Raw genomic sequence first — 15,379 nt, forward strand, 5'->3', positions numbered from 1 at the left:
TCAAGTTAACTTGAGGGCAAGCGAAAAAGAGAAAAAAATGACTAAAACTTATAAAATTTCAGAAATAGCTCTACTGACAGAACTTCCAATCGCTACTCTTCGTTATTATGAAGAACTTGAATTATTAAAACCTGCTCGAAACTCTAGTAATTATCGAGAGTTTACAGAAGCTGACCTTGAATGGATTTACTTTATCAAAAGAGCTAAAGCAACAGGAATGCCTCTTGCAAAAATCCAAGATTATTCTCACTTAAGAGAACAAGGCGATTCAACAATTATTCAACGTATTTCACTTTTAGTTGAACAAGAGCGAATTTTACGCCAACAAATTACTGATTTAGAAGGTCACTTAGATTTTATTTTACAAAAAAAACATCATTACTATGAAACTCTTCAAAAAAACTCGGAATCTTAATTCCGAGTTTTTTATGAATCACCATAGATAAAATTTTTAATATATTTAACGGCTATTGGATTTCTGGGATCTTGTCCATGTCTTAGAGTGGTTGGATATAGTGTTGTAGTTATTTCATTGCCATTCTTTTTAAAGAGGTGATAAATCGAAAAACTGTCAGCCCATGGAATAGCGCTGTCCGTTTGTTTATTACTATCAAAATCGCCTTCTAGTAATAACATCTGAATTTTTGCTGGTATCTTATTATAATTTTCTGCTATATACTGATACATTGCTGTTTTAACTAAAGGACCATTTTTTAAAACATCTGTTAAGGTTTCTCCAAATTGAAGAGAAGTTTCTTTATTGTACTCACCATCCAAAGAGAGATATTTATTTACTGGTGGAAAATTAGATTTATTAGCTGTATCGATCATATAATAAATCGCTCCCGTTGCTCCAGAAGAATAGCCTACTAAATTAATCCAAGGGACCTGATAGTTTTCTGTCAAATATCTAATCGCTTTTTGAAGTCCCGCAGAAAAAAGAGCTCCCGAGTCCGTACCTTTAACTGTCCCAAATTCAATCAATGGATACTGATTATCTTGCGAAATTTGTCCCCCAACTTTTAATTCATAATTTTTAGCAATATTCGATGTTATTACCAGTGATTTCTGAGCAGATACATTCTTAATAGGAAGTAGTCCCTCAAACAACCAGTCAATTGGCAACACGTCACCTGAAGAACCTGAGATATAAATTGTTGGATAAATCACTTGTTTTCCCGAATCTGAAATGGAACTATTACTAGTTGATGTCGATATTGATGACGTTTGTTTATCATTATTTTTGGTCACGGAGGTTGTCCCCTTAGGCCAAAAAAGAAAAAGAGCTCCCGCTAAAATAATCACTAAACCAAAAAAAGCTAGTGATACTCTTTTAAATTTATTTTTATTTCTTCTTAACTGTCTTTTTTTCATCCACTTCATTATATCAATTTTTTTATTAATAATTATCACAATTACCTTTACATTTTCATGACGATTTCATACAAAAAAACTCAAAAAATTGAGCTTTTTTCGAATTTTAGATAATTAATTAGTAACCTTTTGGATGACTTTGGTGCCATTTCCAAGCGTTCGTAATAATGTGCTCTAAATCATTTTGTGCTTTCCAACCCAAAATTTCACCAGCTTTTGTTGAATCAGCAACTAGTTCATCTGGGTCTCCTGCACGGCGTTCACCCATTTGGCTTGGAATTTCTTTACCTGTTACTTTTCGTGCGGTTTCAAGTACTTCAAGATTTGAATAACCTTTACTTGAACCGAGATTAAATTGGTCAGACTGACCGCCCGCTTTAAGATACTCCAGTGCTTTGATGTGTGCTTCAATCAAATCTTCCATATCAATATAATCACGAATACAAGTTCCATCAGGCGTATGATAGTCATCACCATAAATAGTAATGAATTCCCTTTGACCAAGTGCAGTTTGCAAAATAATTGGAATCAAATGTGTTTCATTTTTATGAGCTTCACCAATTGAACCATCATCCTTAGCCCCAGCAACATTGAAATAACGCAAAGCGACATAAGTCATATCAGTTGCTTGCGATTGCCATTTCATCATTTTTTCCATGATTAATTTGCTTTCACCATAAGGATTAATTGGTTTTTGAGGTGTTTTTTCTGAAATTGGACTTTTTTCTGGAATTCCAAATGTAGCTGCTGTACTTGAGAAAACAATATGTTTTACTCCGAATTCTTCCATCGTTTCTAGAATTACTTGAGCACCACCAACATTATTATTAAAATACATTAAAGGTTTTTGCATTGACTCACCCACTAAAGAGTAAGCACAAAAATGCATGATTCCTTCAATATTTTCTTTTTCAAAAACACTAGCTAAGAAAGCATGATCACGCACATCTCCCTCGTAAAAGCGTACATTTGCTGGAACAGATTCACGGTGACCTGTCACTAAATTATCCACCACTGCCACATCGTAACCACGTTTAAGAAGCATATCTACCGCGTGACTTCCCACGTATCCTGCTCCACCAAGAACTAAAACCGTCATAAAAACCTCCATTTTCTATACATTATATCAAATTATTGAGAATTTATATCACTTTTGGAAACACTAACAATTATGATCGCTAATATCACTCAATAAATTTTAAACTTAGTTCTAGGATTAAGCATTTATAAAATTAATAAATCTATGGAAACCAGCTTGTCCCTCTTCATTATCTTTGAACACTCCGGCATCTTTTAACACCTGTTCAAATACTTCTCCAACTGCTTCCTGAACTGTTTCATGAACTGTTTCTTTTGAAAAATATTCTGTTTCTTTCAATTCTTCAGCCCATGGTCTGTGAATTTCTGACATCTCATTTTCTTGATTCAAGAGATATTTTTCAACTTCCAAAAGTTCTGTCTTTAACCTGGCTGGTAAAATTGCAAGTCCCATCACTTCAATCAATCCAATATTTTCTTTTTTGATATGGTGTAGGGCTGGATGTGGATGAAAAATTCCATCTGGATAAATTTCACTTGTATTATTATCTCGTAAAACTAAATCTAATTCATATTTCCCCTCTCGAATTCGAGCAATCGGAGTAATTGTATGATGAAGCTTTCCGTCAGCACTTTTAGCTTTGATTTGAAGACTTTCATCACTATAAACTTGCCATTTTTTTAAAAGTTCATCTGCAGCTTTTGAAAGTTCTACTTGGTTTTTACTTGATAATCTTAGAACAGACATTGGCCAATTCACAATTCCACAAGAAACTTCTGGAAATTGTTGAAGTTTAATTTCTTCTCGAAGTTCAGCTTTTGCCATCGGAAATTCATAGCGGCCAGCTTGATAATGGTCATGAGTCAAAATTGATCCTCCAACAATTGGTAAATCTGCATTAGAACCAATCATATAATCAGGAAATTGATCTAGAAATCCCAATAAATTATCAAAAGCTCGTTTATTAATTTCCATTGGTTGATGTTTAGCATTTAATAAAATCGAGTGTTCATTAAAATAGGCATAAGGAGAATATTGGAAGCCCCAGTCTTCGCCGTTAATTGAAACTTGAATGATTCGATGATTAGAACGAGCAGGTTTATTTCCTATGCCATAAAATCCTTCATTTTCCAAACAAAGTTGACAAGCTGGATAAGAAGAAGCCTTTACTAATTTGGCTGCCGCAATGGCTTTGGGGTCTTTTTCTGGTTTTGAGAGATTAATCGTTATTTCAAGTTTTCCATATTTTGTCAAATGACTAAAGGCAATATTACGTGCAATATCTCGAGTTTTTACTTGGTTCACTTGCTGTGCCAGTTCATAAAAATAATGAGTTGCTGCATCTGGAGAAGTCTTATATTTTTCCCAGAAATCATGATTGATTTTACTTGGGCGTGGTGTAATAAAATTCATCAAAGCAGCTTCATAAAATTCATCTTGTCCTTTTTCAATCACATTATTTTCATTTGCAATCGCTAAAAGTTGATCCATTAAAATTAAGGAATCTTTCTCGTGAGCTTCTTTATCGACTTCTGCCCAATCATTTAGACCAAGAAAATGAAGAAGTTGATTTCTGTGATAGAGCTCATCAAGTGGCTCAATCGTTCCATTTTGTAAAGCAAGACTAATAAAATCTTGAATTGATTGATAAATTGACATAAAATACTTTCTAATTTACTTCTGTAAGTAAAGTTCTTGCTTTGTCTTGATTAGTGAGTTTTGGAAATGAATACAAAATTCAAGCACTTAGTTTTGAGTGCTTGAATTTGCTATCACTAATTTAATGTTAACTCACTTAAATCACTCATAAAAATTTTTTAATATTATTTGATTTATTCAACATCCAACTTTGTTGAACCAGAACCAATTTGAGCGACGTAAAAGCTTGCTGGATAACCGACAACTTCTTCGTAAACTTGGCCGACGGCTTTTTCAAAGGCTGAAACATTGTCATGAGCAACAAGAGCGATTGCACAACCGCCAAATCCGGCTCCAGTCATTCTGGCCCCCAAGACACCGGCTTGTTTTTGAGCAGTTTCTGCTAAGGTATCAAGTTCAAGTCCTGTGACTTCATAATCATCTTTCAAAGAAGCATGTGAAGCATTAAGAAGTTCTCCAAATTTTGTCAAATTACCTGCAACAAATGCTTTTTGAGCAATTTTAGTTCGATTATTTTCATAAACGGCATGACGTGCACGTTTAATTAATGTTTCATCCCCAATCAAATCGGTATTGGCATCAAATTCTTCATTTGATAATTCTCCAAGTGATTGAATGTCTAATCTCGTTTGCATTCTTTTTAGTGCTTCACGTGTTTCAGCAAAACGTTCGTTGTATTTTGATTCTGTCAAAGCCCGCGGTTTGTTAGTATTCATGATAACAATATCATAATCACGAAGTTCAACAGGAACCATCTCATATTTTAGAGTGTTACAGTCCAATAGGATTGCTTTTTTGACTTCACCAAAACCAATAGCGAATTGGTCTAAAATTCCAGAATTAACACCAATATAATCATTTTCTGTTTTTTGTCCTAATTGAACCAATTCAAGACGTGGAACATTTAAGTTAAATAAATCATCCAAAACAACGCCGACTAAAAGCTCAAGTGATGCTGATGATGAAAGGCCAGATGCTGTAGGAATTTCTCCTTTTATCAACAATTCAAAACCTTTGTCAATTTCATAGCCTGCTCCTTTAAGCATGACAATCATCCCTTTAACATAATTAGACCAAAGCTCACCATCTTTCTTTTCAACTTCATCTAAATCAAATTCAATGACGCCTAATTTAGGAAAATTTTCTGAGTAAAGTTTGACTTTTTTATCTTCTCTCAGACGAGCTAGTCCTGTTGTTCCAATTGTGATTGATGCCGGGAAAACATATCCCCCATTGTAATCGGTATGTTCACCAATCAAATTAATTCGTCCTGGGCTAAAAAAGTATTCAACTTCTTTTGTATCTCCAAAAACTTCTGCAAATTTTTCTGTTAATGCTGATAATACAGTACTATTTTCTACAACTATAGACATTTCTTCTCTCCTCTAAATTTATTTCTTTATTTTGTATGCAAGCTGTAAATTGTGGTTGCTTGATATTTTTCTCCCGCTTTTAGGCTGATATCTCCAAGCTCTGGAATTTGCTCAGATCCAGGTGATACTTGACATTCAAAAGTAATTCCACCATGGTGCACTTGCTTTTTCTCATGATAAAGAGTTCCTAAATCACCAAAATTTGCTGTAAATATCACAATACTTGGTTGGTCGGTAAAGACTGAAATTGAAGTATCATCAAGCGTTAAACGAGCTTGTTCTTTATCAAGTCCTAACTGGTCTAACAAGAAAGGATGGTCAATTCCTTTAACTAATTGAACTTGTTCCATATTAGAATTGAGGGCAATTGATAATTGTTTTTCCTGACGGAAATCCAAGTCTGTATTTTTTATATCAACGATATCACCACGAACAATTTCTGTTTGGTCTTTTAAAGGAACAAATCTTGAAGCAGCCAGTTGAAGTTCATGATTTTCAACAGATTCACTAGCATCACCATTCAAATTAAAGTAGACATGCCCAGTTGGATTAAACACAGTGTCTTTATCAGAAATGGCCTCATAATGAATTTTCCACTTATTATCCTCATCAAAAGAATGAGTTACTGACATTTCTATTTTACCAGGATAACCGTTTGTTCCGTCATTAGAAACGAAGGAAAATTTGACTTGAACTTCAGCTCCTAAATCGGTAACTTCATATGTCCAAAGTTTAGTATGAATACTTTCTTCCCCACCATGTAAGGTTTGAGGGCCTTCATTTTGATTTAAGATATAATCTTTCCCAGAAATTTTGACCAAACCATCCTTAATTCTTCCTGCTGTAGGTCCAACTGTTGCACCAGGATAGGCATCTTTTTCTAAATATTCTTTAGCTGAATCAAAGCCTAGAATCAGATGCTTTCCATCTTTTTGCCAGTCAACAATCCGAGCGCCCAGATTTGTAAAAGAAATTGTGACACCTGCTTTATTGGTTAGACTAATTAAGTCACTTCCTAAGCCAAAATCTCTTATTTTAATTTCCATGATATTTCCTAACTATAATGACCTTTAATCAAATTTTAAAAATTCTACTGACAGATTTACTGATGACCTTTTAAACGAATTTCATCTTTTTATCTTCTATCTTACAAAAGCTGTCAGTAAATTATTTACCTATTTTAAACGTTCTTCAAGTTCTGCAACAATTTCTTCGTGACGTTTTTCAGTCAATTTAACTTTGAATAAATAAACTGCTAAAGCGATAATCATCAAAATGGCTGGAACTACAAATGAGTAGAGTTTAAATGTTGCCACACCGTAAGTGTGACCAGCGATATATTTTGAACCTGTCATTCCTGCTGAAATTGCCACAAATCCATAGATACCATTTGAGAAAGCACCGGCAATTTTGTCAAGCAATGGACGCATGGCAAGCGTTACGGCTTCATTACGTACTCCATTTTTCCATTGACCATATTCTACCGAGTCAGTAATTGTCATTAATACTGACAAGAAAACAAGTTGATAGGGGGCAGTTAAGAAGATTAATCCAGCAACAGTCATTGCTACTGAACTTCCTAAAACGAACAAGAGATAACCAAGAAGCATTGAAATGATTGCTCCAGTCAAAACTTTGCGTCGTCCAAATTTTTTAGCTAAAATCGGAAACATTGGAACGAGAATGATTGAACCAATGAATCCGACAATTCCTGTAATTGAATAAAGACTAGCATTTCCAATAACAAAAGTAAAGTTCAAAATCAAAGTTGCTGTTGTTGCCACATAAGCAATGGCAAATAAAATATATGAAAGTGACAACCACATTAATTGGTCATTTTTTAGGAGCGCTTTAAATACATCCAATGTATTTGTTTTGGTTCCTTCTTGACGAATAACTGATTTTTGTTCTTTAGTTCCCCAAGCGGTTACCAAAGCCGAAATTCCTTGGACCAAAGCGGCAATAACACCAAAAGCAAAGAATCCTCTTGCTCCTTGAGCATGTCCACCTTTAGTAAAGAAAATTGTAATTGGAATCGCTAAAATAGTTGCCCCTTGCGCACCAATTGCTGAGCCAAAACGGGCGAAAGTTCCAAGTGTTTCACGTTCAGAATTTTTTTCTGATAGCGCTGGAATCATTGACCAGAAGGCAATGTCTTTGAATGAATAAAAGGCATCAAGAATAATAAAGGCAATGATGAAGACAATGGCAAATAATGTACGATTATCACTTTTTGCTAGTCCGAAGAAGTCTGAAAACATGAGCATAATCATCAAAGATGACATAATCCCACCAACAACCAACCAAGGTTTAAATTTTCCCCATCTTGTGTGGGTATTATCAATAATTGAACCAATGATTGGGTCAAAAATAATTTCGATTAAACGAATAATAACGACTAAACTAGTGACTAAAGCAATCATCGCATCCTCATGTGGTGTTCCAGCAAACATTTGTGCCGTTACAAAGGCGATGAAGAATGTACTAATTGAATAATAGTAAACATCATGTCCTAATGCACCAAAAGCGTACGATAAACGTTGTTTCATTTTTCCCTCTTTCATGGGAATCCTCCTTTATACTAAATCTACTTAATTCATAAGTAAATCTACAAAGCTACTGTTTTGCCTTTTGAAACGAGTAATCCTTGGTTGGGAAAACTTTTATTTTGGATAAGTTTTTAAAAGCGAAACAGTCTTCAATTTCATTTTGAAATCGCTCACATTTAGAGTATAACACTTTGATTTAAGAAAGGGTTTCCAATTTTAGCTTATCTTTTGGAAACCCTTTCTATTTTGCTCTTTTTATAAAAAAAAGCTCGATATGACTTGATATCGAAGCATTATTGTTTTAAAGTATAAATGGAGTAAGCATCAATTAGAACTCTTGATAAAATGGATAATGAGAGTCTACTATGAACATCTAAATCAAAATAATTCACCTCAAGACTACTCTTGTAACCAATCAAACTTATATCCGAAAGATTGGTCAGACTGGTATTAGCATTAACAGTTAAGGATAATATTTTGGGATTTTGTCCTTTGGCAATATTTAGAGCATTTAAAATTTCTACTGTTTCTCCTGAAAGTGATAAAACGATGATTAGGCTTTTTTCATTAACGAAACGGGCATAGTAAGCCATGTATTTTGAATCATCATGCAAACTGACGGGCTTACGGAAAAGTTGCAACTTTTTCATCAGTTCGTCAGCAACGTTTGTTGATAAGCCTCGTGAAAAAATTAAGATTTCCTCTGATTCTTGAATCAACTCCACAGCTTTTTCAATTTCTTCAGCAGAGATATTTTCTATTGTTTTCAAAAGTTCTTCTTGATTTTTAGCAATAGCCCCCAAGACTTCTTTGGAAAAACCATTGATTTCAGGAAGTTTTTTCTCACGAATTGAATATCTAAATTCACCATAACCTTCAAAACCTTTTTTTCTTACTGTTCGATTGACAGTTGAGAGAGAAACATGAGCCAATTCTGCCAATTCTGAAATTGATAATTGTGGAATTTTCTCATAGTTTTCTTGAATAATTTGCCAAGTATAGGATTCAGCATTGGTTAAATTGGACATATTTTTACTCCATTGATTCGCTTGTTGTTATCAAAAAATGTTTTCTATCCTAAAATTATAACATTTGACGCTTACATTTGCTATAATTCCCTGAAATCGTTTTTATTTCTATTTTTAAGGAGAAAGTAATGACTTATATTCCCAATCCCACTCGTTATGACCACATGATTTATCGCCCAGCTGGAAATTCTGGTTTATTATTGCCTGCCCTTTCATTAGGACTCTGGCATAATTTTGGTTCGGTAGATGATTTTGAAAATGCGAGGGACATGATTCATACGGCATTTGATTTAGGAATTACTCATTTTGATTTGGCCAATAATTATGGGCCAGAACCCGGTTCGGCAGAACGTAATTTTGGTCGTATTTTGAAAGAAGATTTCCAAAAACTACGTGATGAGTTAATTATCTCAACTAAAGCTGGTTATCCAATGTGGCCTGGACCCTATGGAAACTGGGGCAGCAAAAAAAGTTTGCTGGCTAGTCTTGATCAATCTTTGGAGCGTTTGGGACTTGACTATGTTGATATTTTTTATTCACATCGTCCTGACCCAAATACACCGATTGAAGAAACAATGGGGGCTTTAAAGAGCGCTCTGGATAGCGGAAAAGCACTTTATGTAGGTTTGTCCAATTATTCCGCCAAAGAAACCGAAGCTGCGGTCTTAGCGGCTGAAAAGTTAGGCTTTAAACTCTTGATTCATCAGCCTCGTTATTCAATGCTAGATCGATGGATTGAAGATGATTTGCAAGAAACTTTGACGGAGGCGGGGATAGGAACAATCGCCTTTAAACCTTTGTACCAAGGACTCTTAACCGGAAAATATTTACATGGTATTCCTGAAGATTCGCGAATGCGTGACCCTCATTATGCAACTTTGCATGATGACAGTCTTACGAAAGAAAGATTGGAACAAGTCCAAGCGCTTAATGATTTGGCTCAAAGTCGTGGACAATCTTTAGCTCAAATGGCCTTGGCCTGGGTTTTACGAGAAAGAGATGACAAGGTTCAAGGCATCACTTCTGCTTTAATTGGCGCAAGCCGTCCGCAACAAATCATTGAAAATGTGGCAGCTTTAGAACATTTGAAATTTACTGACGAAGAATTAATTAAGATTGAAAAGCTCTTATAAAGAACAAAAAAGTTACTGACAAATCTGTCAGTAACTTTTTATTTTCTAAATAAAGCTGTCAGTAAAATTAATAGCTCAATCGGTCAATTTTTACACCAGTATATTCGTGAACAGCATCAATTGCATGATGATAACGTGTTAAATATCCTTCCTGATCACGGTGATCTCCTTCGTCATCTAAAATAACAACTTTATCCATTAATCCAAACTCAGCTAATTGACGCATCAATTCTTCATGAAATTCATGACGTGATTCTTCCCATTCCATATGACGAAAGCCGTCATCAATATATTCTGTAATTGGTGGAATGACTAAAATTAAATCCATTCGTTCATCTGCAATTGTTTTCTTGAATAAAGGTTCAAGCTGCTCGAAATCTTCTCTAGGTAAGTATAATTTAGCGTACACTCTGGTCACAATGGCATCAGTATCTAAAAAGACAATTCCTTGGTTGGCAGGCGAATTGACTTCGCGAGAATTCGCATCATATTGACCTGTAATCATTCGAGCATAATCATCCATTTTCAACTCATCATCATCAATATTAAAAGCTTCTTCATATTCTCTAGCGTATTCTTCTGAAAACGGAGCATTAATGGAACGTGCCAAACGGCGAACCAGGGTTGATTTACCTGTTGAAGCTGAACCCATGACAGTTACAACTTTTGAAAAATGTCTTCTAAAGACGCGATTAATGTGAGTCCAGTGTTCTTGCGGATTTTCTCTAATTTGTGTAGCTGATAGTGAAATATCATGTCTGTCAGCAATTTCAACAGCATATTGATTCCCGTCAGCTGGAAATCGTTTATTCAGTTCTGCTGCGTATTCTAATTCGCCGACATAAAAAGTGACTGATAAATCTCTCTCCAATGTATTATGATGAATCAATTCAAATAAACGATTTGCCCATTCGTCCCAACCATTAGGCATTTCTGGTAAATCATTTTCATTAAGCATCGAAACTTTAATATTTTCTTCATCATTAAAAGCTTCTCGTAAATAACGGAATCGTTTCTCAAGAGGTAGGCCAATCTGGGCACCACGGTCATTATCATAACCGGAAACGACAAGCAAGACCCCGTCATTCAAACTTGCACATTTATAGATTTGTTGCTGATGCCCCGTATGCAGAGGAGCAAAAGTTCCAAAATAAATACCGATATTTTTTCCACTTAATTTTGATTTTGAAATATTATTTGTGAGCATTTCGTTTATATCCTGTTTTCATATCAACAATATTCGTCAATTCCTTACCATTTGCATAGGCATCGAGATTTTTTTCCAATATTTTCATAAAGCGACGCCATGTTTCAGGAAGAGTATAACCGCCAGAAGCATGAGGAGTGATTAATAGTCTTTCTGTATGCCAAGCCCGGTGACCTTTAGGCAATGGTTCTGGGTCGGTCACATCAATTCCTGCCCCAGCAATTTTTTTAGACTCAAGAGCATCACACAAGGCTTCTAAATCGACATTTGTTCCCCGACCAACATTTAGGAAAATAGCATTTTCTTTCATTAAATCAAATTTTTCTTGATTAAATAATTTATAAGTTTCATGGGTCCCAGGGACACTTGAAGCAATAATATCAGCTCTTGGTAAAACTTTGTCTAGGTCAGTTTCGGCATAGACTTCATCAGCAAATTCTTCATCACCATAAACAGTTCGTTTGACTGCAATGACATGACCTCCCAAAGCTTGAATCTTTTGTGCAAAGTGACTTCCAATATCACCTAAACCATGAACCAATACTGTTGAGCCATAAATAGATTGAATCTGACCAACATTTTCCCAGATTTCTTTTTCTTGTTGTTTTTGATAAAGGTCAAATTTTCTTAGAAGAACGAAAGCCAGTGTTAGTAAATGCTCAGAAATCGTAAGTCCATAAGTTCCTGTTGCATTTGTCAAAACTACCTCTTGAGGAAAATTTGCTCCTTGAGTATAACCATTGGTTCCAGCTGATAAAAGTTGGAGCCATTTTAAATTTTTATATTTTGCTAATAAATCAGGCTTTGGCAGACCAACTAATACTTCTGTTTCCAGAAAATCTGATTCTGTCAGCTCTTCTTCTTTTTTAAATTGAAACTGGTAAGCTTTATTTTTCTTGAAAGCCGCTTTTGTTTCATCTGAAAAATTTAACCAAACATTTTCTAAGGCAATTGCTTTTATCATTGGGACTCCTTTGTATAAAATGAATTTTAAAGACTACTTAAAGAGAATAAAGTCAAGCCTTGTTTTCTTTATCTTCTTTCTTTGATTATAGCACTTTGCCTTAATTTTATAAAAAATAGAAGTTTGACAATTCTGAAATTATCAGTCCTAAAATGACATAAAAGAGAATTTCAGCAAAAATTCTCTTTTATTTTTATTAAGCTCGTACTGTTTTAGCAAGACCTGTTTTTTTGTCATAAAGATTAATCAAACCTGAGCCGTTTTTACGAATCATATCCCCTGCTTTAACCGCAAAAGGAACATCAATATGTAAAAGGGTCATTGGGTTTGGTGCACGGTCAATATGTTCATCTGTTTCTGCCAAACGAAGATTTTTGACCACTGTTTCTACGTGGCGGAATCCTGGGCCATAAAATTCAATTTGGTCACCTTCTGTAATAACATTTCTTTGACGAATTGTAGCTACCATTGTTTCAGCATCAAAGTCAACAACTTCTCCGACGAATTTGTACTCAGGAATTTTACGACGAGCCCCAAAGAGTTGTTTATTTTCATCAGGCGTTCCATAATAAAAGCCAGTGTCTAATTCACGTTGAGCTACTTTCCATAATTCATCAACTAAGGCTGGTTTTATTTCTTCAAAACGTTCTGGTGATTCCAAATAGGCATCAATAGCTGCTTTATAAACGTTAGAAACTGTTGAAACGTAGTGAATTGATTTCATTCTTCCTTCGATTTTGAGCGAATTAACTCCATTTTCAATCATATCAGGAATATGTTCAATCATTGACATATCAACAGCTGACATTGAAAATTCTTCAGTGACTTCACCGGTAATCGATTTGCGTTCGCCAGCAAATGGCATATCATATAAATCATATTTCCAACGGCAAGATTGTGAACATCCCCCGCGGTTAGCATCACGCATACTCATATAATTTGACAAGACACAACGTCCTGAGTATGAAATACACATGGCTCCGTGAACAAAAGCTTCAATTTCAACATCAGTATGCTGACGAATTTCTCTTAATTCTTCTACAGAAACTTCACGCGCTAAAACAACGCGTTCAAGTCCTAAATTTTTCCAGAATTCTAAAGTTTCATAGTTAGTAGCAGACGCTTGTGTTGACAAGTGAATGGCCAAACCTGGTGCTTCAGCAGCACAGATGGCAATCAAAGCAGGGTCAGAAACGATAACCGCTGAAATTCCTAAATCACGTAATGTACGGAACCATTCGCCCGCCCCTTTTTCATTTCCTTCATGTGTCACCATATTGGCTGCTACATAAACTTTAGCGTTGTGGGCACTTGCATAAGCGACCCCTTCAGCCATTTCTTCAAAGGTAAAATTACCTGCGCGTGAACGTAAGCCATAGGCCTGTCCACCAATATATACTGCGTCTGCGCCATAATCAATAGCGACTTTTAGTTTTTCGAGTGTTCCTGCTGGTGCAAGAACCTCTGGACGTGTTTTTGTAATTGACATGTTTCAATTCTCCAATTTTCAAGATTGTAAGTATTTTGAAAAGGCTCCAAAAAGAAAAAATCTTAGTCAAATTTATTGTCAGTAAATTTGCGAGCCAAAACTTCTTTGTTTCTTTATTTTACAGGATTTCTTGCCAAATTTAAACCTTCAAATGTGACAAAGTTCTTTGACATTATGTTGCTTATCTCTCATTTTTACTGACAGAATTATTGATAAAGCTTTTTACATTTCTGTCAGTAAATCCTCTATTTCAACTTTATTTTCCTGATTTTCTCATATCATTTATAACGAAAAGAATAAGTGCCCCAACAATCAATATGAGCGTCAAAATTATTTTTTCTCTTGTTCCTGGGTTAAAGAACAAAATAATGAGCCAAACAATCAGTATCAGCAACGGAAAAAAATATTTTTGAAATCTAATCATTATTTTCTCTCCTAAAGAGTTAATTTAAATTTTTATGAATTTTCTTTAAAATTAATTATAAATGATTTACGAACCTTTGACAATAGTTTTTCATCAAAAAAAAGCTGTCAGTAAATGAACAACTTCTTTTCTTTTTTTATTTAATGGCATCTTTGTCCAAATCATAGAAACCGTGTGATAATGTACGTCCTGCTGGATGAATTTTTCGGATTTCTTCATCTAGTTGGAAAGCCTTAAGTTCTGTAAATTCGCCTGCTTCAATCAGCTTTTTAGCTTCTACAAAAAGTTTGCTTATCGCTACAAAATCTTCACCACGAGTAAAAATTCCATCCAATTTCCAATGGTCATAACCCATTGCTACTAAATCTGAAAGTTCTGTCATCATATCTAAATCATCATTAGCAAAAATATGCGTCCCGTGATTATCTTCAAAGATTGAATAATGTGTATCAACTTTCTTAGGTTCAGAGACAAAAAGATTTCTTTCTCTGTCTTTGCCTTTTTCCTCAGTCTTGATGAAATTATAATAGTTTTGCACCAATGGACGTTTGCTATGATGAATCACCGTTGCACCATAAACTAAAATTTCGCCTGGTACAGCTAATTCATCGGTCATATCAGCAAGTTCTTCTTTTGGCAATTCACGTGCAAGAACAGCTTCAATTGCCCCTTGCTTGGCCCAAAAATTAACTTGGCGGGCAGAAGCAACCATGGTTGAGGCATCATAAGTAAATGGTAATTCATATTTATCACGTTGCAAAACAAAAATCACACCCGCATCGCCTACTGCAATTCGGTCAGCTTTAATTTCAACTAAGAAATCTAAAAAATCTTTTATTTTTGCCATCATCTCTGTATGCATCAGAGCATTGACCGCGACAGTCACTGTCTTTCCTGCATCATGTGCAAGTTCTGTAATTTTTTGAATCTCTTCGTTGGTTAAGGCAGTTGGTACGCGTAAACCATAATTTTTTTCACCAATGTATAAACGGTCGACTCCAGCTTCGAGCAATGCTTTAGCTTGCTCTAGGCTTTCTGCCGTAGAAGTAATAGTAATCATAGTGATAATTATATCATATTGTTCTCTTACACGTTTTTTCTAATTCATCCTCTTACTAAAATTTACTACTCAAAATGATA

General features: G+C 35.0%; 13 protein-coding genes and 1 pseudogene. 2 read left to right on the forward strand and 12 right to left on the reverse strand.

Annotated elements, in window-relative coordinates; translation table 11 throughout:
- Positions 1–37 precede the first annotated feature (37 nt).
- On the forward strand, positions 38–415 hold the full coding sequence (locus tag AB6B24_RS08730; protein ID WP_311804214.1) for a MerR family transcriptional regulator: 378 nt from the start codon (positions 38–40) through the stop codon (positions 413–415).
- Between the two features lie 11 nt (positions 416–426).
- On the opposite strand, the gene AB6B24_RS08735 is transcribed toward AB6B24_RS08730, so the two are convergent.
- From AB6B24_RS08735 to AB6B24_RS08765, 7 genes and pseudogenes are all read right to left on the reverse strand, one after another.
- Entirely contained in the window at positions 427–1,374 is a 948-nt protein-coding gene (locus AB6B24_RS08735; RefSeq protein ID WP_311805742.1) for an alpha/beta hydrolase, read from the reverse strand.
- A 118-nt stretch (positions 1,375–1,492) separates the two neighbouring features.
- Positions 1,493–2,473, reverse strand: coding sequence for a UDP-glucose 4-epimerase GalE (galE, locus tag AB6B24_RS08740; RefSeq protein WP_017865083.1), 981 nt, complete (start codon positions 2,471–2,473; stop codon positions 1,493–1,495).
- Positions 2,474–2,590: 117 nt separating this feature from the next.
- Complete coding sequence (locus tag AB6B24_RS08745) at positions 2,591–4,072, reverse strand: UDP-glucose--hexose-1-phosphate uridylyltransferase (protein WP_311804216.1); 1,482 nt, start codon at positions 4,070–4,072, stop codon at positions 2,591–2,593.
- Positions 4,073–4,245: 173 nt separating this feature from the next.
- Positions 4,246–5,445 carry a galactokinase gene (locus tag AB6B24_RS08750; RefSeq protein ID WP_010906249.1) on the reverse strand — a complete coding sequence of 400 codons (1,200 nt, stop codon included), beginning with the start codon at positions 5,443–5,445 and terminating at the stop codon, positions 4,246–4,248.
- 26 nt (positions 5,446–5,471) lie between these two features.
- Positions 5,472–6,491 (reverse strand): galactose-1-epimerase, encoded by a 1,020-nt coding sequence (gene galM, locus AB6B24_RS08755; RefSeq protein WP_311804217.1) that lies wholly within the window; start codon positions 6,489–6,491, stop codon positions 5,472–5,474.
- A gap of 129 nt (positions 6,492–6,620) precedes the next feature.
- A complete protein-coding gene (locus tag AB6B24_RS08760; protein ID WP_004254704.1) occupies positions 6,621–8,009 on the reverse strand; it encodes a glycoside-pentoside-hexuronide (GPH):cation symporter in 1,389 nt (462 codons plus the stop codon).
- 278 nt (positions 8,010–8,287) lie between these two features.
- Positions 8,288–9,025: pseudogene (locus tag AB6B24_RS08765) on the reverse strand (MurR/RpiR family transcriptional regulator); the annotation flags it as partial.
- Between the two features lie 125 nt (positions 9,026–9,150).
- On the opposite strand from AB6B24_RS08765, the gene mgrA reads away from it, so the two are divergent.
- Positions 9,151–10,155, forward strand: coding sequence for an L-glyceraldehyde 3-phosphate reductase (gene mgrA, locus AB6B24_RS08770; protein ID WP_058219001.1), 1,005 nt, complete (start codon positions 9,151–9,153; stop codon positions 10,153–10,155).
- 67 nt (positions 10,156–10,222) lie between these two features.
- Here mgrA and AB6B24_RS08775 read toward each other — a convergent pair whose 3' ends face one another.
- From AB6B24_RS08775 to AB6B24_RS08795, 5 genes are all read right to left on the reverse strand, one after another.
- On the reverse strand, positions 10,223–11,362 hold the full coding sequence (locus AB6B24_RS08775) for a nicotinamide-nucleotide adenylyltransferase (protein ID WP_058205015.1): 1,140 nt from the start codon (positions 11,360–11,362) through the stop codon (positions 10,223–10,225).
- Positions 11,349–12,326, reverse strand: coding sequence for a D-2-hydroxyacid dehydrogenase (locus AB6B24_RS08780; RefSeq protein WP_311804218.1), 978 nt, complete (start codon positions 12,324–12,326; stop codon positions 11,349–11,351). The genes AB6B24_RS08775 and AB6B24_RS08780 overlap by 14 nt, the downstream gene beginning before the upstream one ends.
- A 196-nt stretch (positions 12,327–12,522) precedes the next feature.
- Positions 12,523–13,815: a U32 family peptidase gene (locus AB6B24_RS08785; protein WP_021465949.1), complete on the reverse strand. Its 1,293-nt coding sequence runs from the start codon at positions 13,813–13,815 to the stop codon at positions 12,523–12,525.
- A 256-nt stretch (positions 13,816–14,071) separates the two neighbouring features.
- A complete protein-coding gene (locus AB6B24_RS08790) occupies positions 14,072–14,239 on the reverse strand; it encodes a hypothetical protein (protein ID WP_021465948.1) in 168 nt (55 codons plus the stop codon).
- A gap of 136 nt (positions 14,240–14,375) precedes the next feature.
- Entirely contained in the window at positions 14,376–15,299 is a 924-nt protein-coding gene (locus tag AB6B24_RS08795; RefSeq protein ID WP_004254664.1) for a peptidase U32 family protein, read from the reverse strand.
- Positions 15,300–15,379 lie beyond the last annotated feature (80 nt).

Origin of the sequence: Lactococcus sp. AK05, from assembly GCF_041026685.1 — a bacterium.
GTDB lineage: Bacteria > Bacillota > Bacilli > Lactobacillales > Streptococcaceae > Lactococcus > Lactococcus lactis.